The 26089-nt window shown below is 73.7% G+C and carries 22 protein-coding genes and 1 tRNA gene; 15 read left to right on the forward strand and 8 right to left on the reverse strand.

The window, feature by feature from the left end:
* The first annotated feature begins 52 nt into the window (after positions 1-52).
* The 4 genes from ABZ490_RS08430 to ABZ490_RS08445 all read left to right on the forward strand — a co-directional run bounded on the left by ABZ490_RS08430 (position 53) and on the right by ABZ490_RS08445 (position 6654).
* A complete protein-coding gene (locus ABZ490_RS08430; protein WP_358986217.1) occupies positions 53-946 on the forward strand; it encodes an FAD binding domain-containing protein in 894 nt (297 codons plus the stop codon).
* Positions 943-2823, forward strand: a complete 1881-nt coding sequence (locus ABZ490_RS08435; protein ID WP_358986220.1) for a 2Fe-2S iron-sulfur cluster-binding protein — start codon at positions 943-945, stop codon at positions 2821-2823. Before ABZ490_RS08430 ends, ABZ490_RS08435 begins: the two co-directional genes overlap by 4 nt.
* Positions 2820-5129, forward strand: coding sequence for a molybdopterin cofactor-binding domain-containing protein (locus ABZ490_RS08440; RefSeq protein ID WP_358986223.1), 2310 nt, complete (start codon positions 2820-2822; stop codon positions 5127-5129). Before ABZ490_RS08435 ends, ABZ490_RS08440 begins: the two co-directional genes overlap by 4 nt.
* Before the next feature lie 334 nt (positions 5130-5463).
* Positions 5464-6654, forward strand: coding sequence for an SUKH-4 family immunity protein (locus ABZ490_RS08445; protein WP_358986226.1), 1191 nt, complete (start codon positions 5464-5466; stop codon positions 6652-6654).
* Here ABZ490_RS08445 and ABZ490_RS08450 read toward each other — a convergent pair.
* Positions 6651-9083 (reverse strand): lamin tail domain-containing protein, encoded by a 2433-nt coding sequence (locus ABZ490_RS08450; RefSeq protein ID WP_358986229.1) that lies wholly within the window; start codon positions 9081-9083, stop codon positions 6651-6653. The genes ABZ490_RS08445 and ABZ490_RS08450 overlap by 4 nt on opposite strands.
* Positions 9084-9295: 212 nt before the next feature.
* Positions 9296-9367 (reverse strand) — tRNA-Cys (locus ABZ490_RS08455).
* A gap of 206 nt (positions 9368-9573) precedes the next feature.
* Here ABZ490_RS08455 and ABZ490_RS08460 point away from each other — a divergent pair.
* The 6 genes from ABZ490_RS08460 to ABZ490_RS08485 all read left to right on the forward strand — a co-directional run bounded on the left by ABZ490_RS08460 (position 9574) and on the right by ABZ490_RS08485 (position 15900).
* Positions 9574-11064 carry an MFS transporter gene (locus ABZ490_RS08460; protein ID WP_358986231.1) on the forward strand — a complete coding sequence of 497 codons (1491 nt, stop codon included), beginning with the start codon at positions 9574-9576 and terminating at the stop codon, positions 11062-11064.
* Positions 11065-11447: 383 nt separating this feature from the next.
* On the forward strand, positions 11448-11714 hold the full coding sequence (locus tag ABZ490_RS08465) for a hypothetical protein (RefSeq protein ID WP_358986234.1): 267 nt from the start codon (positions 11448-11450) through the stop codon (positions 11712-11714).
* Positions 11711-12112, forward strand: coding sequence for a type II toxin-antitoxin system death-on-curing family toxin (locus ABZ490_RS08470; protein ID WP_358986237.1), 402 nt, complete (start codon positions 11711-11713; stop codon positions 12110-12112). Before ABZ490_RS08465 ends, ABZ490_RS08470 begins: the two co-directional genes overlap by 4 nt.
* A gap of 175 nt (positions 12113-12287) precedes the next feature.
* A complete protein-coding gene (locus ABZ490_RS08475; protein ID WP_358986240.1) occupies positions 12288-14090 on the forward strand; it encodes a DEAD/DEAH box helicase in 1803 nt (600 codons plus the stop codon).
* 326 nt (positions 14091-14416) lie between these two features.
* A complete protein-coding gene (locus tag ABZ490_RS08480; RefSeq protein ID WP_358986243.1) occupies positions 14417-15058 on the forward strand; it encodes a helix-turn-helix domain-containing protein in 642 nt (213 codons plus the stop codon).
* A 50-nt stretch (positions 15059-15108) separates the two neighbouring features.
* Positions 15109-15900, forward strand: a complete 792-nt coding sequence (locus ABZ490_RS08485; protein ID WP_358986246.1) for a S16 family serine protease — start codon at positions 15109-15111, stop codon at positions 15898-15900.
* On the opposite strand, the gene ABZ490_RS08490 is transcribed toward ABZ490_RS08485, so the two are convergent.
* Genes ABZ490_RS08490 through ABZ490_RS08500 form a run of 3 tightly spaced genes read right to left on the reverse strand, consistent with a single transcriptional unit; the run spans position 15890 to position 17201 of the window.
* Positions 15890-16081, reverse strand: a complete 192-nt coding sequence (locus ABZ490_RS08490) for a hypothetical protein (protein ID WP_358986250.1) — start codon at positions 16079-16081, stop codon at positions 15890-15892. The genes ABZ490_RS08485 and ABZ490_RS08490 overlap by 11 nt on opposite strands.
* 14 nt (positions 16082-16095) lie before the next feature.
* Positions 16096-16668 carry a helix-turn-helix domain-containing protein gene (locus ABZ490_RS08495; protein ID WP_358986253.1) on the reverse strand — a complete coding sequence of 191 codons (573 nt, stop codon included), beginning with the start codon at positions 16666-16668 and terminating at the stop codon, positions 16096-16098.
* A 59-nt stretch (positions 16669-16727) separates the two neighbouring features.
* Positions 16728-17201: an Lrp/AsnC family transcriptional regulator gene (locus ABZ490_RS08500; protein WP_358986256.1), complete on the reverse strand. Its 474-nt coding sequence runs from the start codon at positions 17199-17201 to the stop codon at positions 16728-16730.
* Positions 17202-17323: 122 nt separating this feature from the next.
* Between ABZ490_RS08500 and hppD the strand changes: the two genes are divergently transcribed.
* Entirely contained in the window at positions 17324-18469 is a 1146-nt protein-coding gene (gene hppD / locus ABZ490_RS08505) for a 4-hydroxyphenylpyruvate dioxygenase (protein WP_358986259.1), read from the forward strand.
* Positions 18470-18508: 39 nt separating this feature from the next.
* On the forward strand, positions 18509-19363 hold the full coding sequence (locus ABZ490_RS08510; protein ID WP_358986262.1) for a Teichoic acid biosynthesis protein C (Precursor): 855 nt from the start codon (positions 18509-18511) through the stop codon (positions 19361-19363).
* A gap of 46 nt (positions 19364-19409) precedes the next feature.
* Here the strand turns inward: ABZ490_RS08510 and ABZ490_RS08515 are convergent, their stop codons facing one another.
* Positions 19410-20837 (reverse strand): tetratricopeptide repeat protein, encoded by a 1428-nt coding sequence (locus ABZ490_RS08515; RefSeq protein WP_358986265.1) that lies wholly within the window; start codon positions 20835-20837, stop codon positions 19410-19412.
* Between the two features lie 92 nt (positions 20838-20929).
* Here ABZ490_RS08515 and ABZ490_RS08520 point away from each other — a divergent pair, with 92 nt between their 5' ends.
* The gene (locus ABZ490_RS08520) at positions 20930-22336 is read left to right on the forward strand and encodes an FAD-linked oxidase C-terminal domain-containing protein (RefSeq protein ID WP_358986268.1); all 1407 of its coding nucleotides are present in this window, start codon (positions 20930-20932) and stop codon (positions 22334-22336) included.
* A gap of 55 nt (positions 22337-22391) precedes the next feature.
* On the opposite strand, the gene ABZ490_RS08525 is transcribed toward ABZ490_RS08520, so the two are convergent.
* Positions 22392-22805, reverse strand: coding sequence for an SsgA family sporulation/cell division regulator (locus tag ABZ490_RS08525; RefSeq protein ID WP_358986271.1), 414 nt, complete (start codon positions 22803-22805; stop codon positions 22392-22394).
* A gap of 254 nt (positions 22806-23059) precedes the next feature.
* On the opposite strand from ABZ490_RS08525, the gene ABZ490_RS08530 reads away from it, so the two are divergent.
* Both ABZ490_RS08530 and ABZ490_RS08535 read left to right on the forward strand, forming a co-directional pair.
* A complete protein-coding gene (locus ABZ490_RS08530) occupies positions 23060-24886 on the forward strand; it encodes an RDD family protein (RefSeq protein WP_358986274.1) in 1827 nt (608 codons plus the stop codon).
* An 81-nt stretch (positions 24887-24967) separates the two neighbouring features.
* Complete coding sequence (locus ABZ490_RS08535) at positions 24968-25645, forward strand: RDD family protein (protein ID WP_358986277.1); 678 nt, start codon at positions 24968-24970, stop codon at positions 25643-25645.
* Positions 25646-25733: 88 nt separating this feature from the next.
* On the opposite strand, the gene ABZ490_RS08540 is transcribed toward ABZ490_RS08535, so the two are convergent.
* Entirely contained in the window at positions 25734-26027 is a 294-nt protein-coding gene (locus tag ABZ490_RS08540; protein ID WP_358986280.1) for a hypothetical protein, read from the reverse strand.
* Positions 26028-26089 lie beyond the last annotated feature (62 nt).

Raw genomic sequence — 26089 nt, forward strand, 5'->3', positions numbered from 1 at the left:
CGTACGGCGCACAGGCGGGACCACGTGGGGCAGCGGGAAGGGGCAGCCGGTTTTGAGCACGCACGCACCGCAGGCGGCGCAGGCCGTCACGCTGCCGACGACGCTGGACGAGGCGGTGGCGGCCCTCGCGGCCATGCCCGCCGCCGTGCCCGTGGCCGGCGGCACCGACCTGATGGCCGCCGTCAACTCGGGGCAGCTCCGGCCCGCCGGGCTCGTCGGCCTCGGCCGGATCAGCGAGATCCGCGGCTGGCAGTACCAGGACGGACACGCGCTGCTCGGCGCCGGGCTCACGCACGCGCGCATGGGCCGACCCGACTTCGCCGCCCTGATCCCGGCGCTCGCCGCCGCCGCGCGCGCCGCGGGCCCGCCGCAGATCCGCAACGCGGGCACCCTCGGCGGCAACATCGCCAGCGCGGCCCCCACCGGCGACGCGCTGCCCGTGCTGGCCGCGCTGGAGGCGACACTGATCATCGCCGGCCAGGGCGGAGCCCGCCGGGAGATCCCGGTGTCGCACCTGCTGGCCGGTGTGGACATGCTGCGCGGCGGCGAACTGATCGCGTACGTGCGCGTGCCGCTGCTGCACGCCCCGCAGGTCTTCCTGAAGGCGACCGGCCGCACCGGCCCCGGCCGCGCCGTCGCCTCCGTCGCGGTGGTCCTCGACCCCGCCCGGCGCGGTGTGCGCTGCGCGGTGGGCGCCATAGCGCCGATGCCGCTGCGGCCCCTCGACGCCGAGCAGTGGGTCGCCCGGCTCATCGACTGGGACAACAACCGCACGATCGTCCCGGAGGCGCTGACCGCGTTCGGCGAGTACGTCGCCGCCGCCTGCATCCCGGACCCGACCCCGGGCGTGGACGGTTCCGTACCGGAGCTGCCGCCCGCCGTACTGCACCTGCGGCGCACCGTCGCCGCGCTGGCCCGACGAGCACTGGGGAGGGCGCTGTCGTGACCGACGACCAGCACGGAGAGGGCGCGCAGCCCCGGAGCGGCGGCCGCTGGGATCCGCTGCCCCAGGGCGACTACGACGACGGGGCCACCGCGTTCGTCAAGCTCCCCGAGGGCGGCATCGACGCGCTCCTGGCCGCCGACAGCCCGCTCGCCGCGCCCGGGCACGGGTACGTGCCGCCGCAGATAGCGGCCGCGCCCCCCGCGACGGACGGCACCTGGGCGGCCCCGGCCGGCGGCACCGAGTGGCCCGCGCCGCAGCTGCCGCCGGAGACCTCCGGCGGCGACCGGTTCACGTACACTCCGGGCTCGACCGGCCAGTGGAGCTTCACCGACACCTCGGCCGGCCCGGCCGACCCGGGGGGACCGTCCGCGCAGGGCCCGGGCCACGACGTGACCGGCCAGTGGTCGATCCCGGTGGCAGGCGGCGATCTGCCCGACGAGTCGGGCGAGTTCACCACGTCGGCCCTGGTCGAGCAGTGGGGCGGCACCCCGCCGGCCACCCTGCCGGGCGGCGCCGCCGCGCCCTGGGCGACCGGCTCCACCAACGGCGCGGGCCAGGACTGGGCCCAGCAGGCGCAGCAGCCCGGCCATGCCGAGGCCGCGCACACCGGCGTTCGGGAGACCGGCCGGCCGGCACCGGACACGCCCGGGTTCGGGCACCCGCAGGAGCGGGGCGCGCCGCACGACACCGGGCACGGGACCGCGTACGGCCTGCCCACCGGGACGGCGCACGACAACGGCCACACGCCCGCGTACGGCACCAGCCACACGCCCGTCCACGACGTGCTCCACCCGCCCGCGCCGCACGGCACGGACCACGCCCCCGCGCACGGCACCGACCACACGCCCCCGCACGGAGTGGACCACGCGCCCGAGGACACCGCGGCGCCCGCCCACCCCGCGGCCGAGCCCTGGCCGGGCGGTGACCCGGCCGACGCGTCCGGCCCGGCAGCCCCCGCCGAGGAGGCCGTGGAGGCGGTGGGGGGCCTGGAGGGCGCCGAGGCCCTGGAGGACGCCTCGGAGGCCGAAGAGGCCGACGGGGCCCCCGGGGGCCGCCGGGACGCCCACGAGCCCGCAGGGGCCGCTCAGGGGCCCACCGAGCCCTCCACCGAGCCGCCCTCCGGACACGACACCCCGCCCGACCGGCAGGCCGGGCCCCCCGGTTCCGCCGACCCGGCCGGCCATGTCCACGGGGAAGCCGCCGACGACACCGACGAAGCCGCCGAGGAGTTCCCCCCGCCCCCGGCGGACGAACACCCCCTCGCCTCCTACGTCCTGCGCGTCAACAGCTCCGACCGGCCCGTCACCGACGCCTGGATCGGCGAGTCGCTGCTCTACGTCCTGCGCGAGCGCCTCGGCCTCGCGGGCGCCAAGGACGGCTGCTCCCAGGGCGAGTGCGGCGCCTGCAACGTCCAGGTCGACGGACGCCTCGTCGCCTCCTGCCTGGTCCCGGCCGTCACCACCGCCGGCAGCGAGATCCGCACCGTCGAGGGCCTCGCCGTCGACGGACAGCCCTCCGACGTGCAGCGGGCGCTCGCCCGGTGCGGGGCCGTGCAGTGCGGTTTCTGCGTACCCGGCATGGCGATGACCGTGCACGACCTGCTGGAGGGCAACCCCGCCCCCACCGAGCTGGAGACCCGCCAGGCCCTGTGCGGCAACCTGTGCCGCTGCTCCGGCTACAAGGGCGTCCTGCGGGCCGTGAAGGACGTCGTCGCCGAACGCGAGGCCGAGGCGGACGCGGACGGCGACGAGGCGCGTATCCCGCACCAGGCGGGCCCGGGCGCCGGCGGCGTCCACCCGTCGGCGTTCGAGAACCCGGCACAGCCCCACCCGCACGACCCGGTGTACGGACAGGGCCAGGACGGAGGCCAGGCGTGAGCAACGAAGCCGCCACCGCGACGACCACCGTGGAGGCCGCCCCGGCCCCCGAGCCGATCCCGCACGGTCTCGGCGCCTCCCTGCAGCCCGCCGACGCGCGCGCGAAGACGGAGGGCACCTTCCCCTACGCGGCCGACCTGTGGGCCGAGGGCCTGCTGTGGGCGGCCGTGCTGCGCTCCCCGCACCCGCGCGCGCGGATCGTGTCGATCGACACCTCCCACGCGCGCGAGATGCCCGGTGTGCGCGCCGTCGTCACCCACGAGGACGTCCCCGGCAGCCCGGTGCACGGCCGCGGCAAGGCCGACCGGCCCGTGTTCGCCTCCGAGGTCGTACGCCATCACGGCGAGCCCATCGCGGCCGTCGCCGCCGACCACCCGGACACTGCGCGGATGGCCGCCGCGGCCGTCATCGTCGAGTACGAGGTGCTCGACCCGGTGACCGACCCCGAGCTGGCGTTCGAAGCCGACGCCCTGCACCCCGACGGCAACCTGATCCGGCACATCCCGCTGCACCACGGCGACCAGAGCGCGGCCGGCGAGATCGTCGTCGAGGGCCAGTACCGCATCGGCCGTGCCGACCCGGCCCCCATCGGCGCCGAGGCCGGACTCGCCGTGCCCCGCCCCGACGGCGGCGTCGAGCTCTATCTCGCCTCCACCGACCCGCACACCGACCGCGACACGGCCGCGGCCGTCTACGGCCTGGCACCCGATCAGGTGAAGATCGTCGTCACCGGGGTGCCCGGCGCCACGGCCGACCGCGAGGACCAGGGCTTCCAGCTCCCGCTCGGTCTGCTGGCCCTGAAGACCGGCTGCCCGGTGAAACTCACCGCCACGCGCGAGGAGTCCTTCCTCGGTCACGTCCACCGCCACCCCACCCTCCTGCGCTACCGCCACCACGCCGACGCCGAGGGCCGGCTGATCAAGGTCGAGGCCCAGATCCTGCTGGACGCGGGCGCCTACGCCGACACCTCCGCCGAGGCGCTCGCCGCCGCCGTCTCCTTCGCCTGCGGCCCGTACGTCGTCCCGAACGCCTTCATCGAGGGCTGGGCCGTGCGCACCAACAACCCCCCGTCGGGCCATGTGCGCGGCGAGGGCGCGATGCAGGTCTGCGCCGCCTACGAGGCGCAGATGGACAAGCTGGCGAAGAAACTCGGGCTGGACCCGGCCGAGCTGCGGATGCGCAACGTCATGGCGACCGGCGACGTCCTGCCGACCGGCCAGACCGTGACCTGCCCGGCGCCGGTCGCCGAACTCCTCCAGGCCGTCCAGGAGTACCCGCTGCCGCCGCTCCCCAAGGACACCCCCGAGGAGGAGTGGCTGCTGCCCGGCGGCCCCGAGGGCGCGGGCGAACCGGGCGCGGTGCGCCGGGGCGTGGGCTACGGCCTCGGCATGGTGCACATGCTCGGCGCGGAGGGCGCCGACGAGGTCTCCACGGCGACCGTGAAGGTCCAGGACGGCGTCGCGACCGTCCTGTGCGCGGCGGTGGAGACCGGCCAGGGCTTCACCACCCTGGCCCGCCAGATCGTCCAGGAGACCCTCGGCGTCGAAGAGGTGCACGTCGCGCCCGTCGACACCGACCAGCCCCCGGCCGGCGCGGGCTGCCGGGGCCGGCACACCTGGGTGTCCGGCGGCGCGGTGGAGCGCGCGGCCAGGATGGTCCGCACCCAGCTCCTCCAGCCCCTCGCCCACAAGTTCGGCATGTCCACCGAGCTGCTCCAGATCACCGACGGCAAGATCACCTCGTACGACGGCGTGCTGTCGACGACGGTCGCCGAGGAACTGCACGGCAAGGAACTGTGGGCGACGGCACAGTGCCGCCCGCACCCCACCGAGCCGCTGGACGGCGCGGGCCAGGGCGACGCGTTCGTGGGCATGGCCTTCTGCGCGGTCCGCGCGGTCGTCGACGTCGACATCGAGATCGGTTCGGTGCGGGTCGTGGAACTGGCGGTCGCCCAGGACGTCGGCCGGATCCTCAACCCGGCGCAGCTCGTGGCGCGGATCGAGGCGGGCGTCACCCAGGGCGTGGGCATCGCGCTCACCGAGAACCTGCGCACCCCGCGCGGTCTCGTCCGCCACCCCGACCTGACCGGCTACGCCCTCCCCACGGCCCTGGACGCCCCGGACATCCGGATCGTCAGACTGGTCGAGGAACGGGACGTGGTCGCCCCCTTCGGCGCGAAGGCGGCCAGCGCGGTACCGGTGGTGACCTCCCCGGCGGCCATCGCCTCCGCCGTGCGCGCCGCCACGGGCCGCCCCGTCAACCGCCTCCCGATCCGCCCCCAGGCCGCGGTGGTGACGGGCCAGTGAGCGATCCGCAGCGCTACGAACCCCCGCCCAGCGTGGGCAAACTGCTGCTGTGGATCGCGGTGTTCGCGCTGGCGGCACTGGCCGTGGTCCTGGGCGGCATCTACTTCACCTGAGCATCCGAAGGCCCAGCTGCGGACACCACCGTGTGGACGGTGGGGGAGACGGTCGAGGCGATTCCGGCGGGAAGGGAACGCGCCAGGGTGGTTTGACGTCTCTTCAGTGGGGGCGGCTGCCGCCGCCGAGGCGTCGTCGCAGGTCGGGGCCATTGTCAGTGGGCCCGCGTAGGCTGCGGAGCAGTGGGACGGCGCACGCACCTTTCACGCACGGGGGACCGATGAGCACGACCAGGAGCACCACCACGATCGTTTTCACCGATGACGAGCTGAACCCCTACGTCACGCACGCCGCGACGCGCCGCTGGCTGACCGGCCCCGGACTGCCGGGCGAGGGCGGCCTGCTGACGTTCGAGGCGCTGCGCACGGACGGCCTGCGCACCGTCGCCGACTCCACTGGCGACCCCGAGGGCCGGCTGGCGGCGGAGCTGCGGGACCGCCTGGTGATAGGCGGCATCCTGGGCACCGACGGCCGCGAGCGGGAGTCCGTCCTGCTGGACGGCGCGACGGGCGAGATCTCCACGACGTACTTCCTGCACGACCGCCCCGACCTGATGGACACCCGTCCCCTGGCCCCCTCCCTGGAGAAGCTGCTGCGCTTCGCCACGGCGGTGGACGAACTCGCCGCCCTGCGCGGCCAGTTCGCCTCCTACGCGGGCCGGCTGGGCCCGCAGGCGGTCGCCGAGGCGAGCCGGCAGCTCCTCGCCGTGTTCGAGGCGGGGGCGGCCGGCGACGGCACCGGTCTGTTCTGGAAGCTGGCCGCCGTGATCCGCCCGCTCGCCCTGGTGGCCGGCCCCGGCACCGCGTCCGGACTGGCCCTGGACCTGCCGCCCCGCCTCCTGGAGGACGAGTTCGGCGGCGGTGAGATCGCCCGCTTCGAGGACGTCGATTGCCCCAAGGCCCTCAGCCACGCCCCGACCCGCCGCTTCCTGTGCGAGGTGGGCCTGCCGGAGGAGGTCGTCTGGTTCTCGCTGGAGACGGACATGCCGCTGCAGACCCTCGCCGAGTACTGCGCCGACGCCTACGAGGGCGTCCTCACCGACGAGCGGCTCCCGCTCAACGCGGACCGGCTGATCCGCCTCGGCCACCTCCTGGAGGACACCAGCCTGGTCGTCGACGGCGACTCGGGCGCGGTGCTCAGCTGGAGCGAGCCGGACCTCGCCCTGCGCCCGCTCAACGCCGATGTCTCCACCCTGGCGTTCACCCTCTGGCTGATCCGCCGGGAGAAGGCCCTGGACGCGGTCCACGAACTCACCGAGGCCTACGACCAGCTCGCCGAGACGATGTGCCGCACCCTGGCAGCCGTGGACCCGGTCGCCTGCGACCCGACCCCGAACACCCCCACCGACGACGGCTGGCGCTACTGGCCGGAGATGTTCGAGGACGAGCCGGGCGGAGGGCTGTATGCCTAACGGCACCGGTTGACGTCGATCCGCACGATCTGCGGGTCGTGGTCGCTGGCCTGGTCGGCGAACTCGGCGTTGAGGTGCACCACGTCGTAGTCGAAGCGGGTGACCGCCGGGCTCGTCAGGATGTGGTCCAGGGTCTGCGAGTTGCCGTCGTACACGTAGGTGTAGCGCTCGGCGGCCGGCAGGGTGGTGATCAGCGGGGTGAGTACCTTGCCCTCGGTGAGGGTGCTCACCGTCTGGGAGAACTCGTAGTCGTTGAGGTCGCCGAGAACCACCGCCTTGGCGTTCTTGTCGGCGGCGAGCAGCGACTTCACGAAGGTGTTCACCTCGGCCGCCTGCGCCTGACGCTGGGTCTCGGAGCTGCGGGCCGGCGGCTGGTAGCGGCCGTGCAGGGGCTGGTCGCCGCCCTTGGAGGTGAAGTGGTTGGCGATCACGAACACGGACTCGCCGTGGAAGACGAACTCACCGACCAGCGGCTTGCGGCTGCTGCTCCAGGCGTCGCTCGTCGGGTCGATCCGGCCGGGCGAGTAGGTGAGGTGCACGCCCTTGCGCGACTTCACGACGCTCGTGCCCGTGGTCGCGTCCCCGCCCGCCCGGTCGGTGAAGGAGACCCGCTTGGGGTTGAACAGGAAGACCTGACGGATGTTGCCGCCGGGCTCGCCGCCGTCCTGGTCGTTGACGGGGGCGATGTAGCGCCACCGGTAGCGGGGGCCGCCGGCCGCGCGGATGGCGTCGGTGAAGCGGGTGAGGGTGGCCTCGGAGGTGACGGTGCCGTCGTCGGTGGCGCCGTTGTCGTCCTGGATCTCCTCCAGGGCGACGATGTCGGGAGAGCTGAGGTTGACCGCGACGCCCTGGGCGAGCCGGTCGAACTTCGTCTGGTCGTCCAGCGCGTCCAGGTTCTCCACGTTGTAGGTGGCGACGGCCAGCTCGTCGCCCTTCTGCCGGCGGGTCACCTCCTGCTTCAGCCCGTGGTCGACGCGGGTGCCGAGCTGGGTGGCCTGGACGTTGTAGCCGCCGTAGGTGGAGTAGTCGAGGGGGCCGGTGGTGGTGCCGGACAGCTCGTCGCCGACATCGGCGGCCGGGTAGGCGGTGCCGGAGTCGAGCGACATCACCTCGATCCGCCCGGTGTTGGGCCGGTCGTACGACGAGTACAGGGCACCCCCGCGCACGGTCGGGTTCTCGTCCGGCTTGACGGTCACCCACATCTCGCCGTACGAGTTGGCGGCGCCGACGACCCGCGCGTCGGAGAACGCGACCCGCATGCCCTCGTTGGCCTCGTAGAAGTCCTGCGCGTACACGGCCGGTTCGAGGGCGAGGGACTCGATGCTGCCGCCCCCGGCCGTGGGGATGTAGGCGGACGGCACACTCGTGGCGTCCAGGGTCACGGCGGCGGGCAGGGCGTTCCCGCTGGACAGCACGGTCGCCGTCGCACCGGTGAGCTCGGTGACGGACTGGCTGGTGCTGCTCGGGTAGTACTCGCTCACCTTGCCGCTGACCAGCACCGAGTCACCGACCGCGACGGTGGGGGTGACGGACCCGGTGTAGACGAACACGCCCTCACTGGTCCGGGGGTCGGTGTCGGCGGCCGGATCCTGGATCCAGTACCCCTTCGACCCGGACGCCCGGACGCCGGTGACGATGCCCGGGACCCGGGTGACGGTCTGCCCGGCGAGCGGGGAGAGCCGGGTGGTGCCCTGGATGTCATGGATGCGGACGGTCCCCGGCTGCGTGGGGTCGTCTCCCCCGCCGCCCCCGTCACCCTCACCCGAACCGGGCGTCTGCCCCGCCGAGTTGACGGGCGAAGGCGTCCCGGCCGTGAGATCGACGGCGTTGTCGTCGGTGTCCGCGAGGGAGGCGCCACGCGCGACGGAGGCGGTGTTGGAGGCCCCGGTGACCGGCCCGCTGCCCTCCCGGACGACCGCGGTGCCGTACCCCACGAGGTCCACGATCCGGCCGTCGGCGGCGCAGTCGGCGGCGGTCTTGCAGGTCAGCGCGGTGGTGCCGGAGACGAGCGCGAGGGTGCCGCTCGTCGCGCTCATGGCGATGGAACCGGTGGCGTCGGCGGTCGGCAGAGCGGTCGTCCCCCCGGACCCGGCCGCCTCGGCGACGAGGAACCGCCCGCCCGGCGCGACGGACCCGCTCAGCGCGGTCACCTGCCACGTCGAGGACGAGGACGGCGAACCGGGCAGGTACTGCACGCTGTACCCGCCCAGGTCGTACGCCGCCGACCCCGCGTTGCCGAGCTCGACGAAGTCCCGGGTCAGGGTCGCCCCCGAGTTGCCGCCACCGCCGTACACCTCGGAGATCACCACCGCGGCGGACGGCGTCGCGTAGGCGGCGGGAAGCGAGACGATGGCAAACGCGCCGGCCACACCCACGGATATCAGGGTGTTGACGCTACGGCGGGTTCTGCTCCCTGCGGTTCTGGACACGCTGGCGGTCTCCTCGTACGTCGTCGGTACGGCCGATTTCGTGAAACCTGTGGGGGTCGGCTCAAGTTACGCGCGTAGAGGAGAGACCGCCAAGGGGGCGGAGGTTAAATCCGGGGAACAGTACGGGGTTTGGCCACCGGCGGACGGCATCCGACGCGCGGACGGCCGTACGACCGGCCACACAGAGGTGACCGGCCGTACGGCGGTGTGGGAGGCCGTGGCGGGAATTGAACCCACGTACCTCGCTTTGCAGGCGAGTCCCTAAGCCACTCGGGCACACGGCCGGGGAGGGAGCGGGGGTTGGGGCCCGTTCCGTCTCGGTGTGATGACCGTATGGGGCGGGTGGAGGGCGGCTCAAGGGGAACCGGGGCGCTGCAACGAGGCTGCCATGTTGCGTTCATGAACGGGGGAGGCGTACGACCAAGGGTGGAGACCGAGGTCCGCCCTTTGACAGGGGTCAATGTCGCTGGCGGACCTTACGCTTGCGGGCATGACAGCCCTGGAACCCCGCGACGCCGAGGTCGTGGACGACGCGTGTGCGAGTGCCGGCGCCCCCGACGGGGAGCGGGTGCTCGGGAGGGACTACCGGGCGCTCACCGTCGGGATCGTCTCCGTGGTGCTGCTCATCGCGTTCGAGGCCACGGCGGTGGGCACCGCCATGCCGGTCGCGGCCCGGGAGCTCGGCGGGGTGTCGTTGTACGCCTTCGCGTTCTCCGGGTACTTCACCACCAGCCTGTTCGGGATGGTCCTCGCCGGGCAGTGGTCGGACCGGCGGGGGCCGCTCGGCGCGCTGGGGAGCGGGATCGCCGCCTTCGGGGCCGGGCTGGTGGTGGCGGGGACCGCGGCGAGCATGTGGGTGTTCATCCTCGGGCGGGCCGTGCAGGGGCTCGGGGGTGGGCTGGTGATCGTCGCCCTGTACGTGGTGGTGGGGCGGGCGTACCCGGAGCGGTTGCGACCGGCCATCATGGCCTCCTTCGCCGCCTGCTGGGTCGTCCCGTCCATCGTCGGGCCGCTCGCGGCGGGGGCCGTGACCGAACAGCTCGGGTGGCGGTGGGTGTTCCTCGGGATACCCGTGCTCGTCCTGCCCCCGCTGGCCCTCGCGCTGCCGCAGATACGGCGGCGGGCCGGCGGAGCCGTGGGGGAGGGGCCCGCGCCCGCCTTCGACGGGCGGCGGATCCGGCTCGCCCTGATGATCTCCCTCGGGGCCGGACTGCTCCAGTACGGCGCCCAGGAGCCGCGGCCCCTCTCCCTCCTCCCCCTCGCGGCCGGGCTCGCGCTGCTCGTGCCGGCCGTGCTCGGGCTGCTGCCGCGCGGGACCTGGCGGGCGGCCCGCGGGCTGCCGTCCGTGGTGCTGCTGCGCGGCCTCGCCGCCGGGGCCTTCATCTCCGCCGAGGCCTTCGTCCCGCTCATGCTCGTCACCGAGCGCGGGCTGAGCCCGACGCTCGCCGGGTTCTCGCTCGCCGCCTCCGGCGGGACGTGGGCGCTGGGCTCGTGGGTGCAGACCCGGGCCTGGGCGGAGCCGTACCGGGAGCGGCTGATGACGGCCGGGATGGTGCTCGTCGCCGCGGCGATCGCCACCGCGCCCACGGTGCTCGTGCCCTCCGTGCCCGCCTGGACCGTGGCCGTCGCCTGGGGGGTCGGGTGCTTCGGGATGGGCCTCGTGATCTCCTCCACCAGCGTGCTGCTGCTGAAGCTGTCGGCACCGGAGGAGGCCGGTGCCCACTCCGCCGCGCTCCAGATCTCGGACGGCCTGTCCAACGCGCTGCTGCTCGCGGCCGGCGGTGCGGCCTTCGCGGCGCTCGGCGGCGGGAGCGTCGCGCACACGGCCGCGGCGGCGGCCACCACTGGGGGGTCCGCCGCGGGGTCCTCGCATCCGGCCGCCTTCGCCGCCGTCTTCCTGCCGATGGCCGTCGTGGCCCTGATCGGGGCCTGGGTCACCACGCGACTCGACGAGCGGCGCCCTGCGGGGGCGACGGCTTGAGTGGTGCGGCTCACGGGGGGCGGCGGAGGCCGAGCTGAGTGGTGCGGCTCAGGGGGGGGCGGAGGCCGGGCTGAGTGGTGCGGCTCAGGGGAGGGCGGGGGAGGCCGAGCTGAGTGGTGCGGCTCAGGGTGAGGCTGGGCGGAGTGGTGCGGCTTCGGGGTACGGCCGGGGCGGGCGGCCTGACGGGCACGCGACTTGCGCGCCGCCCTCCGCGTCCGCCGCCTTTGACGCTCGCCGTCCTCCGCGTCCGCCGTCTTTCACACTCGCCGCCCCCCGCGTCCGCCGTCTTTCACACTCGCCACCTTCCCCGTCCGCCGCCTGCCGAATTCATCGCCCCCTAAATCCCCTCGCCCTCCGCCCCGCCCCTTCCTACCCTCACCCCCATGCAGCCCCTCACTCCGGCCCCGGCGCCCACTTCGGCCCCCGCCCCCTCTCCGCCCCCGGTTCGTACCACCGTGCTCTCGCTCCCCCTCGAACCCGACCTCCACCGTGCCCTCGTGGACCTCGCGGACGCCACCGGGTGCGGGCCGGAGGACATCGTGCTGGACGCCGTACGCGCGCGTCTGGGTGCGGAGGGGGCCAGGGTGCGGGAGGTCGCCGAAGGGCTCGCCGGGGCCCATGCCGCGTTGCTGAGGAGGCTCGGGGAATGAGCACGGAGCCCACTGCACCGGCCACGACGAGGCACCTCACCGTGGCCGAGGTCACCGACATCGCCCGGATCGCCTTCGGCGGACGGGCCCCCGAGGCCCGCGCGCCGGGCCTGCTCGCCTCCGCCGTGCACCGGCCGCGGGCCCGGATGTTCGGCACGGTCGCCTACGAGGACCTGCACGAGCAGGCGGCCGCGCTGCTGCACGCCCTCGCCACGAACCACCCCCTCGTGGACGGCAACAAACGCGCCGCCTGGCTCGCCGCCGTGACCTTTCTCGCCCTGCACGGCGTGGACCTCGCCGGCTGCGACCAGGAGGCGGCGTACGACCTGGTCATCGATGTCGCCTCCGGCGCGGAGGCCGAGATCGGGGTGATCGCGGAGCGGCTGCGGGCGCTGTGACGTGGGTCCCACCCTGTGCCGCCCCGGCCCGGTTCGAGCGCTGCCGGTCCGGGGCCGCCGGTAGGGTGGCCCGGTTGTCATACGTTGCCGTGCCGAGCCGCGCGCCCGTCGCACGCCACCACCCTGACCGACGCGCTGCGCGCGACCCCTCCCATTCGACCCCGAACCGGAGACCGTGACTACCACCGCCGCCACCTCCACCTCGCACTCCCACCACCTCTCTCCCGCCTTCCCGGGCCGCGCCCCCTGGGGTACCGCCAGCAAACTGCGGGCCTGGCAGCAGGGGGCGATGGAGAAGTACATCCAGGAGCAGCCGCGCGACTTCCTCGCCGTCGCCACCCCCGGCGCAGGCAAGACGACCTTCGCGCTGACGCTGGCCTCCTGGTTGCTGCACCACCATGTCGTGCAGCAGGTGACCGTGGTCGCGCCCACCGAGCATCTGAAGAAGCAGTGGGCGGAGGCGGCCGCGCGGATAGGGATCCGGCTCGACCCCGAGTACAGCGCCGGACCGCTCAGCAAGGACTACCACGGCGTCGCGGTGACGTACGCGGGCGTCGGCGTACGGCCGATGCTGCACCGCAACCGCAGCGAGCAGCGCAAGACCCTCGTCATCCTCGACGAGATCCACCACGCCGGTGACTCCAAGTCCTGGGGCGAGGCGTGCCTGGAGGCGTTCGAGCCGGCCACCCGCCGTCTCGCGCTCACCGGTACGCCCTTCCGGTCGGACACCAACCCGATCCCCTTCGTGACGTACGAGGAGGGCACCGACGGGATCCGGCGGTCCTCCGCCGACTACACCTACGGCTACGGCTCGGCGCTCGCCGACCATGTCGTGCGGCCGGTCATCTTCCTCTCCTACAGCGGCAACATGCGCTGGCGGACCAAGGCCGGTGACGAGATCGCGGCGCGGCTCGGCGAGCCGATGACGAAGGACGCCATCAGCCAGGCGTGGCGTACGGCCCTGGATCCGCGCGGCGAGTGGATGCCGAGCGTGCTGCGCGCCGCCGACCAGCGGCTCACCGAGGTCAGGAAGTCCATCCCGGACGCGGGCGCCCTCGTCATCGCCTCCGACCAGGACTCGGCGCGGGCGTACGCCAAGCTGATCCGGGAGATCACCGGCAGCAAGGCGACCCTGGTGCTCTCCGACGACGCCGGCGCCTCCAACCGGATCGACGACTTCAGCGGCAGCACCGACCGGTGGATGGTCGCGGTCCGGATGGTGTCCGAGGGCGTCGACGTGCCCCGGCTCGCGGTCGGGGTGTACGCCACCACCATCTCCACCCCCCTCTTCTTCGCGCAGGCCGTCGGGCGTTTCGTGCGGTCGCGGCGGCGCGGCGAGACCGCGTCCGTGTTCCTGCCGACCGTGCCCGATCTGCTGGGCTTCGCCAACGAGATGGAGGTCGAGCGCGACCACGCCCTCGACAAGCCCAGGAAGGAGGGCGAGGAGGACCCGTACGCCGAGGAGGACAAGCTCCTCCAGGAGGCGGAGAAGCAGCAGGACGAGGACACCGGCGAGCAGGAGCAGTTCGCCTTCGAGGCGCTGGAGTCCGAGGCCGTCTTCGACCGGGTCATGTACAACGGCGCCGAGTTCGGCATGCAGGCGCACCCGGGGAGCGAGGAGGAGCAGGACTACCTCGGCATCCCGGGGCTCCTGGAGCCCGAGCAGGTGCAGCTGCTGCTCCAGAAGCGGCAGGCGAAGCAGATCGCCCACAGCAGGAAGAGGCCGGACACCGAGGCCGACCTGCTGGAGCTGCCGGCCGAGCGGCGGCCGGTCGTCTCGCACAAGGAACTGATGGAGCTGCGGCGGCAGCTCAACACGATGGTCGGCGCGTACGTCCACCAGAGCGGCAAGCCGCACGGGGTCGTCCACACCGAGCTGCGGCGGGTGTGCGGCGGGCCGGCGAGCGCGGAGGCGACGGCGGGACAGTTGCGACAGCGCATCGCCAAGGTCCAGGAGTGGGCCACCCGCATGAAGTGAGGCCCTGTGCCGTTCTGTGCGCTTTCTGTGCGCTGTTCGCGGTCCGACATTTCACGGTAAAAGTGCGCCAAATACCAGTAGTCCGTACCGGTCATTGACCGGATTCTGGACGTTCTCTTCCGCTCAGCGAACCTGCTTCGCTACTGTCCCGCTACGCACACGCCCCGTGGCAGCGCCGCCGCGGAGCGCAGCCGTGAAGCGACCGGGCCCGGACATGCCGGGCCCCTCTGCCGATCGGCGGCCTCTCAAGCGCGTCACTGACGGGACTCGGTGACGCATCCGCCGCGACGGGGGCCGCCGACCTCACCACTGAAGGAGTGGGCGTCGTGACCGCGGAGACTTCCCAGACGCTCGACCGGGGACTGAAGGTCCTCAAGCTGCTGGCCGACACCGACCACGGGCTGACCGTCACCGAGCTCTCCCAGAAACTGGGCGTGAACCGGACCGTCGTGTACCGGCTGCTCGCCACGCTGGAGCAGCACGCGCTCGTACGGCGTGATCTGGGCGGGCGAGCCCGGGTGGGCCTCGGGGTGCTGCGGCTGGGCCGCCAGGTGCATCCGCTGGTCCGGGAGGCGGCGCTGCCCGCGCTGCGTTCGCTGGCCGAGGACATAGGGGCGACCGCGCATCTGACGCTGGTGGACGGCGCGGACGCGCTGGCCGTGGCCGTCGTCGAGCCGTCGTGGACGGACTACCACGTGGCGTACCGGGCCGGGTTCCGGCATCCGCTGGACCGCGGGGCCGCGGGGCGGGCGATTCTCGCCGCGCGGCAGCGACTGGCGGGGGAGCCGGAGTACACGCTGACGCACGGGGAACTGGAGGCGGGGGCGAGCGGGGCCGCGGCGCCGCTGCTCGGGGTGACCGGGGTCGAGGGCAGCGTGGGTGTGGTGATGCTGGCGGACGCGGTGCCGGAGCGGGTGGGGCCGCGGGTGGTGGACGCGGCCCGGGAGGTGGCGGAGGCGCTGCGCTGAGGGATCACCTCCGCGGCCGTGTCCACACCCACGCCGGTTACATTGACCCCGTGCTCTCTCGTCTCACGCGTCTCCAGGCCGTCGCCGTCTGTGCTGTGCCCCTCGTGGGGCTGCTCGCGACGGCGGTGTTCGCGCCGCTGCCGTTCTCGGTGGCGCAGCCCGGCATGACGGCCAACGTACTGGGCGAGAACCAGGGCACCGAGGTGATCACGATCTCCGGCGCGCCGACCCGGGACACCTCGGGGCAGCTGCGGATGACGACGATCGAGGCGACCGGCCCCGATGCCGACGTCCGGCTGGGCGATGTGATCGACGGCTGGTTCCGCACCGACCAGGCGATCATGCCGCGCGACTCGGTCTACCCCAGCGGTCAGTCCACCAAGGAGATCGAGCAGCACAACACCCAGCAGATGGAGGAGTCCCAGGACGCGGCCACGCAGGCCGCCCTGCGCTACCTCGACCGTACGGACGACGGCATCAAGGTCACGCTGAAGCTGTCGGACGTCGGCGGTCCGAGCGCGGGGCTGCTGTTCTCGCTGGGCATCGTCGACAAGCTGGACGGCAACGGCACCGGCGGCGATCTCACCGGCGGCCGCACCGTCGCCGGTACGGGCACCATCGACGCGGCCGGGACGGTCGGTGCGGTCGGGGGCGTCTCCCTGAAGACCCAGGCCGCGCGCCGGGACGGGGCGACCGTCTTCCTGGTGCCGAAGGACGAGTGCCGCGAAGCCAAGTCCGAGCTGCCCAAGGGGCTCCGGCTGATCCCGGTGACCACCCTCAAGGGCGCGGTGAACGCGCTCACCGCCCTGGAGGGCGGCAAGGGGTCCGTGCCTAGCTGCTAGGCGCCAGGGCGGCCGGCCTCGGGGTGGCCAGCCGCAGTCCCACTTCTACGAGGGTCCAGCCCAGGCGCGTCCGCAGCGCACGGGGGTGCCCGGCCGAGGCGGCGAGACGGTGGGCGGCGGCTAAGGCGTGCAGCTCGGCGGCGCGGGCGTGGTGGAGGGCGAGGTGGGTCTCGGGATGCATGGGGTGGTCGCCTTTCACAGCGGGGGGCTGGGGAAGAGGTGTGTGTGGATGCGGACCGTCTGGGCGCCCGGGGTGTCCTCGGACATCGGCCGGTAGCTCTCGATCAGCTCGTGCATCTTCTGGATGAGCTCGCGGGCCACCTCGGGCGTGAGCCGCCCGTGGAAGTCGCTCAGATCGCTCGCGCTGTCCCATTCCTCGGGGTAGGCGTGCCGGTTGCCCAGCCAGGTGGTGAGCTCCTGGGTGTGGATGTTGGCGACTTCGTAGCCGAACACGGCCGCGGCGCCCCGCACCTCGGGATCGGGGTCCCTGAGCAGCGTCTCGTCGAACATCAGGCTCTGGTCCACCGCCCGCCACCACCGCTCGCGCCCCTTGCCCTGCTCCGGGGCGTCCTCGACGAAGCCGTGCGTGGCGAGCTGCCGCAGGTGGTAGCTGGTCGAGCCGCTCGACTCGCCCAGTTTCGCGGCCAGTTGGGAGGCGGTGGCGGGCCCGCCCCGGCGCAGGGCGGCGAGCAGTTGCATCCGGAGAGGATGGGCGAGCCCCCGCAGGGATCGGGCGTCCAGATGCCGGGAGGTCGCTTCATCGGCCATGCATGCAAAAGTAGCGTTGCAAAGAACCCTTTGCAACGCCTTCTTTGTAAGTCGCGCCCTCAATCCCCCTCGGAAGCCGCCTGCTCCACCAACGGGATGATCCGCAACGGCACCGCGTTCTCCATCACGATCGCCGTCGACGCCCGGACGATCCCCTCGAAACCGACGACCCGGTCGATGACCCGCTGGAGATCGGCGTTGGAGCGGGCCACCAGCCGGCACAGCATGTCGCCGCTGCCGGTGGTGGTGTGCAGCTCCAGCACCTCGGGGACGGTCGCGAGGTGGGCCCGTACGTCCGTCCCCTGGCCCTGGCGGATCTGGAGGGTGGCGAAGGCCGTCACCGGGTAGCCGATGGCCGCCGGGTCCACCTCCGGCCCGAAGCCCCGGATGACCCCGTTCGACTGGAGCCGGTCCAGCCGGGCCTGCACGGTCCCCCGGGCCACCCCCAGCCGCCGGGACATCTCCAGCACCCCGATCCTCGGCTCCCGCGCCAGCAGCACGATGATCCGGCCGTCCAGATGATCGATCGACACGCCCGCCTCCCAGATGGTCACCCTGTACGGAAAGCCCGCCGAAACCGTCGTACCGCTGGACGGATTGTCCGGCGAAGAGGCGAACTGTTGCGCACCTTGCGCCCCGGAGTGAGGCTTCCGCTATGACGCAGATCACACACCATGCTCCCGAGACCGCCCGGCAGGCCGATCCCTTCCCGGTCGGGGGAATGGACGCGGTCGTCTTCGCCGTGGGCAACGCCAAACAGGCGGCGCACTACTACTCCACCGCCTTCGGCATGAAACTGGTCGCCTACGCGGGGCCGGAGACCGGCAGCCGTGAGACCGCGTCGTACGTGCTCACCAACGGCTCCGCCCGGTTCGTCCTCACCTCCGTCGTCAAGCCGGCCACCACCTGGGGCCACTTCCTCGCCCGGCATGTGGCCGAGCACGGCGACGGTGTCGTCGACCTCGCCCTCGAGGTCCCGGACGCGCGCGCCGCGTACGCCTACGCGGTCGAGCACGGCGCCCGGTCCGTCGCCGAGCCGTACGAGCTGAAGGACGAGCACGGCACGGTCGTCCTCGCCGCGATCGCCACCTACGGCGAGACCCGCCACACCCTCGTCGAGCGCTCCGGCTACGACGGCCCCTACCTCCCGGGCTTCGTCGCCGCCGACCCGATCGTCGAGCCGCCCGCCCAGCGCACCTTCCAGGCGATCGACCACTGCGTCGGCAACGTCGAGCTCGGCCGGATGGACGCATGGGTCGGCTTCTACAACAAGGTCATGGGCTTCAGGAACATGAAGGAGTTCGTGGGCGACGACATCGCCACCGAGTACAGCGCGCTGATGTCGAAGGTCGTCGCCGACGGGACGCTGAAGGTCAAGTTCCCGATCAACGAGCCGGCGATCGCCAAGAGGAAGTCGCAGATCGACGAGTACCTGGAGTTCTACGGCGGCGCGGGCGTCCAGCACATCGCGCTGAACACCCACGACATCGTGCAGACGGTCCGCACCCTGCGCGCGGCCGGGGTCCGCTTCCTCGACACCCCCGACTCCTACTACGACACGTTCGGTGAATGGGTCGGCGACACCCGGGTGCCGGTGGAGACCCTGCGCGAGCTGAAGATCCTCGCCGACCGCGACGAGGACGGATATCTCCTCCAGATCTTCACCAAGCCGGTGCAGGACCGCCCTACGGTGTTCTTCGAGATCATCGAACGCCACGGATCGATGGGCTTCGGCAAGGGCAACTTCAAGGCCCTGTTCGAGGCGATCGAGCGTGAGCAGGCGAAGCGGGGCAACCTGTAGTCACGGCGACGGGGCCCCCGCCGAAAGCGAGGGTGGACCGTGGCCGACCGTTTCGACCTGGCCGTGCCGGCCGTGAGCTGGCTGGCCGGCAAGGCCCTCACGCAGGGCACGGTCCTGCAGTCCTTCGCCTTCGACGAGAGCCACGGCCACCTGTACGTCCTCCAGGTCCGCAAGGGCGGCGAGGCGGCCGGCAACCTCTGCCTCAACCGCCTCGACCACCAGGGCAACGCGCTCGGCCACATGTATCTCCAGGGCTTCGGGCACGGCGTCAGCATGGGCGTGCAGAACGCCCCCGACGGCACCGTCTGGATCTGGACCGAGGCCGACTCCCAGGGCGGTTACGGCCAGGGCGTCACCCGCTTCCGCTTCGTCCCCGGCGCCGTCCGCACCGCCGCCGACGTCAGGATCCGCAAGCCGATACCCGGGTCCACCAACAACCAGCCCTCGGTCTGCATGACCTCCAAGCGCCTCTCGGTCCGCTACCGGATGAACGGCAAGGCCCGCTACCGGGTCTGGGACCTGGAGCCCTTCGTGGACCGCGACTACGCCGACCCCGTCGCCGACTTCGCGCAGACCGGCGCCCACCCCGACCCGAAGATCCCCTTCCAGGGGTACGCCCTGCACGGCGACCACGTCTACCAGCTCGCCGGCACCGCCTACGACGCCGTGACCAACCCGCCTGCCAGGCGCGGCAACGCCTACCTCTCCTGCCTCGACATCCGCACCGGCGAACTCCTCCAGCGCACCCGCACCGGCGCCGGCCAGAGCCTCACCTACCGCGAACCCGAAGGCCTGGCCGTCCGCGGCTCCCGCCTCTACATGGGCTTCGCCTCCGGCACGGCCGGCGCCCGCCGCTTCTCCCTCTACTACAAGGCCGCGAAGAAGAAGTCGTAGATCGCGAAGAAGAAGTCGTGGATCCTGAAAGACTGGTGACGGTCCGTCAGGACTCCGGCAGCGGCTCGTCCGGCACCTCGCCCAGCCCCGCCAGCGCCGCCCGGGCCGTGCGGGCGTGCAGCGGGGAGAAGTACGGGTTCAGCCGCAGCGCCTCCGCGAGATGCCGGCGGGCGTTCGCCGTCCGCTCCAGCGCGCGTTCGATCATGCCCCGGTGGTAGGAGTACGACGCGCTGAGCACCGCCCCGCCGTGCACCCGGTCGGTGGCGGTCATCGCGTACGTCAGCGCCTCCTCGTCGGCTCCCGACCGGTGCAGCGCCCAGCCCAGCGCGTCCGCCACCGCGATGCCCGGCTGGCGCTCCCACTCGGCCCGCAGCCGCCGTACCGCCGACGCAGGATCGCCGTGATCCGCCTCGAACAGCCCGAGCACCAGCGCCCCGTCCACCCCGCCCGCCGCGTCCCGGCGCACCCGCTCCCGCAGCAGCGCGTACTGCTCCCGCGCCGCACGGCCGCGCCCGAGCGACTCGTACAGCTCGCCCAGTTCGAGCGCGTACCGCGGCAGCGGCTGCCCGGCCAGCGCCGCGCGGTACGCGGTCACCGCCGGCCCGGTCCGGCCCAGCGCCGCCAGCGCCCGCCCCTGCCCCGCCCGCGCGGCCCACTGGTCCGGATCCAGCCGCAGGGCCGCCCGGAAGTGCCGCAGCGCGCTCTCCCGCTCCCCGCGCTCGAACGCCAGCTGCCCGGCCCGCTCCAGCCACGCGGCCTCCTCGGCGGGGGAGGAGGCCCCGGCCGCCGCGTCGGCCAGCGCCGCCTGCGCGTCCTCCCGGAGCCCCTGCTCCCAGTACACGCCCGCCGCCCGCGCCAGCACCGCCGGACCCGACCGCAGCTTCCGCAGCCGCTCCAGCGCCGCGCGGGCCTTCTTGTAGTCGCCGAGGCCCGTGTACGCGTCGACGAGCTGCCCGTACGTCGTCCAACGCGCCGGAGACGCCTGGCGCGCCTCCTGCGCCCACCGGAGCGCCGCGGGGAAGTCCCGGCGCGCGCCGGCCAGCGCCGCCAGCCCGTCCAGGGCCTCGGCGTTGCCCCGCGGCCGCACCTTCAACGAGGTCCGCAGAGCCCGCTCGGCCTTCGGAAAGAGGACGTCCGCCCCGGCGGTACGCCGCCCCTGCTCCAGGTACGCCGCCCCGAGCACCGCCCACGACGCCGCGTCCCGGGGATGCTCCCGCACCCGGCTCTCCCGCGCGGCGACCAGCTCCGCCAGCCCGGACAGCGCCGCCGGCACCCCCGCCCCCACCGCCGCGCCCGCCCGCGCCCCCGCGGCCGGCGCCGCCGCCCCGCGCCCCGCCCCCTCCCCGGGCGCCCACAGCAGCGCCGCCCCACCGGCCAGCACCAGACCCCCCACGAGCGAGCCCACCGCCGCCCGCCGCCGATACCAGGGCACCACCCGCGCGGTGTTCTCTTCGTTTCGTACGACGCTGTCCATGGCGCTCACTGTGCGGCAGCACGCGGGCCGCGCCCGGGCAGGTGACGGCCCCCGGGGACGGGGTTCACACCGATGGCCCCGGGTGCGAACCTGTGATCATGAGCCGTATCGAAGCGCCACGCGACGAGGCCACGGGCAACCTCCTCGACCGTCTGCTCGCCGGCCTGCCCGCCGACGCCGTTCTCACCGACCCCGACGTCACCGCCGCGTACGCCAACGACATGGCGAGCTTCTGCCCGGCCGGCACCCCGGCCGTCGTCGTGCTGCCCCGTACCGTCGAACAGGTCCAGCACGTCATGCGCACCGCCACCGAGCTGCGCCTGCCCGTCGTCCCGCAGGGCGCCCGCACCGGTCTGTCCGGCGCCGCCAACGCCACCGACGGCTGTGTGGTGCTGTCCCTGACCAGGATGGACCGCATCCTGGAGATCAGCCCGGTCGACCGCATCGCCGTCGTCGAACCGGGTGTCGTCAACGCCACCCTCTCCCGCGCGGTGGACGCACTCGGCCTCTGCTACCCGCCCGACCCCTCCAGCTGGGAGATGTGCACGATCGGCGGGAACATCGGCACGGCCTCGGGCGGTCTGTGCTGTGTGAAGTACGGGGTGACCGCCGAGTACGTCCTCGGCCTCGACGTCGTCCTCGCCGACGGGCGGCTGATGTCCACCGGCCGGCGCACCGCCAAGGGCGTCGCCGGGTACGACCTGACCCGGCTGTTCGTGGGCTCCGAGGGCTCCCTCGGCATCGTCGTCCGCGCCGTCCTCGCCCTGAAGCCGAAGCCGCCCCAGCAGCTCGTGCTGGCGGCGGAGTTCGCGTCGGCGGCCGCCGCCTGCGACGCGGTCTGCCGGATCATGGCCGGCGGGCATGTGCCGTCCCTGCTGGAGCTGATGGACCGCACGACCGTCAAGGCGGTCAACGCCCTCACCCGGATGGGTCTGCCCGAGACCACCGAGGCCCTCCTGCTGGCGGCCTTCGACACCACCGACCCGGCCGCCGACCTCGCCGCCGTCGGCGCTCTCTGCGAGCAGGCGGGCGCCACCCAGGTCGTCCCGGCCGACGACGCGGCGGAGTCCGAACTCCTCCTCCAGGCCCGGCGTTCGTCCCTCGTCGCCCTGGAGGCCGTCAAGGGCACCACGATGATCGACGACGTGTGCGTGCCCCGCTCCCGCCTCGGCGACCTGATCGAGGGCGTCGAGGCGATCGCCGACAAGCACCGCCTGACCATCGGCGTCGTCGCCCACGCCGGGGACGGCAACACCCACCCCACCGTCTGCTTCGACGCCCAGGACCCCGACGAATGCCGGCGCGCCCGCGAGTCCTTCGACGAGATCATGGCGCTCGGCCTGGAACTCGGCGGCACCATCACCGGCGAGCACGGCGTGGGCGTCCTGAAGAAGGAGTGGCTGGCGCGCGAGATCGGCCCGGTGGGGCTGGAGATGCAGCGGGCCGTCAAGCAGGTGTTCGACCCGCTGGGGATCCTCAACCCGGGCAAGCTGTTCTGAGCCGCGCGCACAGGCCCGCGCACAGGCCCGCGCCCAAGCCCGCGCACGGACCCGCTCACTGCGCGAGCAACTCGGCCAGACCCTCGTCCAGACCGAGCTGCTCGCCCTCCGTGCCCGGCGGCACCGCCCGCAGCGTCCGCTCCAGCCAGGCCGACACCTGGGCGGCCGGCGCCTCCAGGAGGGCGTCGCCGTCCGGCGAACTGAGCGCCATCAGCACGACACTGCGCCCCTGCGACTTCGTCGGCCACACCCGCACGTCCCCGTGCCCGCAGGGCCGGAACACCCCTTCCACCAGCAACTCCCGGGCGAACGTCCAGTGGACGGGCTGATCCGAGTTGATGTGGAAGATGACGTGCACGGCGAACGGGTCGTCGCTGCGGTAGCCCAGCCGGGCCGGGACGGGGATGCTGCGCTCCGGCGACAGGATGAGCTGGAGCTCCAGTTCGCGCTCCACCACGGTGTGATGCATGGTCGTTCTCCTCTCCGTACGGATGTGTACGGAGGGAGAGAGCGGAAGGGATGCGGAGCATTACGCGGGTTCGGAGAACTTTTTTCCACGAACTCGGTCGGACAGCCGTGGCGGACGGTTCCGAACGTGTGAAGCGTGTGCACGGGGTTGCCCGGAAAGGGGCGGGTACGGCGGGACTGGCGGTGGGGGTTGCGTCCGTCTGGTAGATGTGGATGCCCCCATCCGACCTCCGAGCAGATAGCGGGACGACGGACATGAGCGCCCCAACCCCGGCCCCCGGCGACGACAGGCCCCGCGAGGGGTATTACCCGGACCCGTCCATCCCCGGATACGTCCGGTACTGGAACGGCTCCGCCTGGGTACCGGGCACCAGCCGCCCGGCCCCGTCGGACGGTACGCCGCTCACTCCTCCGGCCTCACCCGTGGAGGAGACCGGCCCGCACTTCTTCGACGAGGATCCGAACCCGGCCGACCAGGTCGGCGGCGGCCGCCCCGAGCCCGCCTCGGCCTGGGGCGCGGACCGCGCCCACCAGTCCGGCTTCGGCGGTGACCAGGACCGCAGGGTGTCCTGGGGAGCACCGCAGGGCGCCGATCCGAGGGCCCTGGCGCAGCCGGGCGTGCCGGCCCAGCAGGGCGGCCCGGGGTCCCCGGCGCAGCCCGACGGCTGGTCCGCCAGCACGGACGGGACGGCGACCATCCCGCCGGCCGAGCCGGAGAGCGGTGACGTGGCGTCGGGAGGGACGTTCGTGTTCCGCCGTCCCGGCGCGCGGGACGCGGCCGGGGGCGCCGCGGCGGGCAACGCCAAGCCCGGCTTCGGCGCGGGCAAGGCGGCCGCCGAGCGCGCCGCCGCCGCGCAGACAGCGCAGGCTCAGAGCACCCCCGGCCTCGCGGGCCATGCCGCCCCTGGCCTCCCGGGCCCGGCTGCCCCTGGCCTCGCGGGCCATGCCGCCCCTGGCCTCCCGGGCCCGGCTGCCCCTGGCCTCGCGGGCCATGCCGCCCCCGGTCTCCCGGGCCATGCCGCCCCTGGCCTCGCGGGCCAGGGCACCCCCGGTCTCCCGGGCCATGCCGCCCCCGGCCTCGCGGGCCAGGCCGCCCCCGGTCTCCCGGGCCCGGCTGCCCCGGCGCAGGCGCCGGGCACCCCGGGCCTCTCGGCTTCGGCCTCCCCGGCGCAGGCCCAGGCCGCCTCCGGTCTCCCGGGCCAGGCCGCCTCCGGCCTCCCAGGCCAGGCCGCCGGTGCCCCCGGCCTCCAAGGCCCGGCCGCCCGGATGCCGGCCCAGCAGGGGCCTGCGGTGCAGGGTCCCGCGGCGCAGGCTTCGGCCGTACCGTCTCCCGCCGTACAGCCGCCCCCCGCCCCGCAGCCGGGCCTCGCCCCGCAGGGCCCCGGTGCCTTCCCGCCCGCCGCCGGGCAGGCGGCCGGGCCCGTGCCGCAGTCCGCGCCGGGCGTCCCGCAGCAGTCCGCGCCGATGGCCGCCGGCCCCGGCGGGGGTCAGTCCTCCTGGGCGCAGCAGGTGCACCGGCTGGCGGGCGCCGACGAGCAGCCCCCGCCCTGGAAACCGCCCGTCGAGGACATCTTCCAGGCCGCCGCCCGCAGACAGGCGGCGGCCCGGCCCGCCGGGCTCGGCAAGCGGTTCGCGGCCCGTCTGGTCGACACCCTCGTCCTCGCCGCCGTCACCTCGGCCGCCGCCGTACCGCTCGGGGTGAAGGCCCTGGACCACGTCAACGAGAAGATCGACGAGGCCGAGCTGACCGGTAGGACCGTCACGGTCTGGCTGCTGGACGGCACGACCTCCGTCTACCTCGGCATCGTCCTCGCCGTCCTGCTCGTCTTCGGGATCCTGTACGAGGCCCTGCCGACCGCCAAGTGGGGGCGCACGCTGGGCAAGAAGCTGCTCGGTCTCCAGGTGCGGGACATCGAGGGCCACGAGCCCCCGGCCTTCGGCGCGGCCCTGCTGCGCTGGCTCGTCTACAGCGTGCCCGGGCTGCTGGTGATCGGGGTCGTGGGCGTCGTCTGGGGAGCGTTCGACCGGCCGTGGCGCCAGTGCTGGCACGACAAGGCCGCCCATACGTTCGTGGCCGGCTGACCGCCGCGGCCCCGGCCGGGCCGACACCCGTACGGCCGCTCGCCGGATGCGGTGGTCCGGGCCCCGGGTTCCACTCGGGCCATGACCACCGAACCGCCCCCCGGCTCCGGCGGCCCGCCGGAGGACGATCCGCTCCGGAAACACCCCCGGCAGGAGCCGCCGCACGAACCCCCGGGGGAGCCGCCGCGGGGCTCGCCGTACGACACGCCGTACGACGGGGAGCCGCCCCCGCCGTACTCGGGCGGCGGCGGCCCCTACGGCGGCCGGGGCGGTGACGCGTACGGCGGTTACCCGGAGGATCCGCTCGCCGGGATGCCGCCGCTCGCCGAGAGCGGCCGGCGCACCCTGGCCCGGATCATCGACATGGTGCTGGTGTACATCGTGGTGGCGCTGGTGGTGTGGGCCTTCCGGGTCGACCAGTACACGGTCGACGCCGACAAGATCGAGTTCGGCAAGACCCTCGGGCGCGAGATCATCACGGCCGTGCTCTACGTCGCCTACGACACGATCCTGATCGCGCGGACCGGGCAGACGCTCGGCAAGAAGTGGTTCGGCATGCGGGTCGCCAACCTGGCCGACGGCTCCACGCCCTCCGTGCAGACCTCGCTGGTCCGCGCCCTGGTGCTGTGGATCCCGTTCGCGTTCTGCTGCGCCTGTGTGTGGACCGCGATCGCGGGCGGCTGGAGCTACTTCGACAAGCCCTACAAGCAGGGGCTGCACGACAAGGCCGCCAAGACGGTGGTGGTCGGCCTCGGGTGACCGCCGCGGTGCACGGCCGGGGCACGGTCCCGCAGCACGAAGGAGGGCCCGAGCCGTCGGGCTCGGGCCCTTCCTTCACGCCGTTCGTTCAGGGTGCCGGTTCTCGGACGGGCTCGGGCGCTGCGGCCACGGAGGCGGGTACGGGGACCGGCACCGGCTCGGGCACCGCCTGCTGCTCCGGCCGCGGTTGCGGCACGGGGGCGGGCGACGACCGCGTCACCGGCACCGTCAGGGCGACGAGCACGCCGAGCGCGAGCGCGGCGACGGCGACGACGGCGATCCCGGGTCCCGAACTCGTCTGTGACAGCAGCAGCATGGCGAGCGTCGAGAAGATGACGGTGCAGGAACCGTACGTGAGCTGTGCGACAGTCGGACGAGGCATGGCAATCGTGTCCTCGGAAGCGGGGGAGAGCTCGACTCTATTGGCCTGCATGCCCGAGGGGA

This window comes from Streptomyces sp. NPDC005811, from assembly GCF_040630405.1.
In the GTDB taxonomy this organism is placed as follows: domain Bacteria; phylum Actinomycetota; class Actinomycetes; order Streptomycetales; family Streptomycetaceae; genus Streptomyces.

Bases quoted from the DNA above. Each gene is read 5' to 3' on its own strand.
- ABZ490_RS08515 (WP_358986265.1), bottom strand. From the start codon at position 20,837: ATGGACAGCGTCGTACGAAACGAAGAGAACACCGCGCGGGTGGTGCCC.
- ABZ490_RS08465 (WP_358986234.1), top strand. From the start codon at position 11,448: ATGCAGCCCCTCACTCCGGCCCCGGCGCCCACTTCGGCCCCCGCCCCC.
- ABZ490_RS08495 (WP_358986253.1), bottom strand. From the start codon at position 16,668: ATGGCCGATGAAGCGACCTCCCGGCATCTGGACGCCCGATCCCTGCGG.
- ABZ490_RS08525 (WP_358986271.1), bottom strand. From the start codon at position 22,805: ATGCATCACACCGTGGTGGAGCGCGAACTGGAGCTCCAGCTCATCCTG.
- ABZ490_RS08490 (WP_358986250.1), bottom strand. From the start codon at position 16,081: ATGCATCCCGAGACCCACCTCGCCCTCCACCACGCCCGCGCCGCCGAG.
- ABZ490_RS08530 (WP_358986274.1), top strand. From the start codon at position 23,060: ATGAGCGCCCCAACCCCGGCCCCCGGCGACGACAGGCCCCGCGAGGGG.
- ABZ490_RS08470 (WP_358986237.1), top strand. From the start codon at position 11,711: ATGAGCACGGAGCCCACTGCACCGGCCACGACGAGGCACCTCACCGTG.
- hppD (WP_358986259.1), top strand. From the start codon at position 17,324: ATGACGCAGATCACACACCATGCTCCCGAGACCGCCCGGCAGGCCGAT.
- ABZ490_RS08540 (WP_358986280.1), bottom strand. From the start codon at position 26,027: ATGCCTCGTCCGACTGTCGCACAGCTCACGTACGGTTCCTGCACCGTC.
- ABZ490_RS08535 (WP_358986277.1), top strand. From the start codon at position 24,968: ATGACCACCGAACCGCCCCCCGGCTCCGGCGGCCCGCCGGAGGACGAT.
- ABZ490_RS08445 (WP_358986226.1), top strand. From the start codon at position 5,464: ATGAGCACGACCAGGAGCACCACCACGATCGTTTTCACCGATGACGAG.
- ABZ490_RS08460 (WP_358986231.1), top strand. From the start codon at position 9,574: ATGACAGCCCTGGAACCCCGCGACGCCGAGGTCGTGGACGACGCGTGT.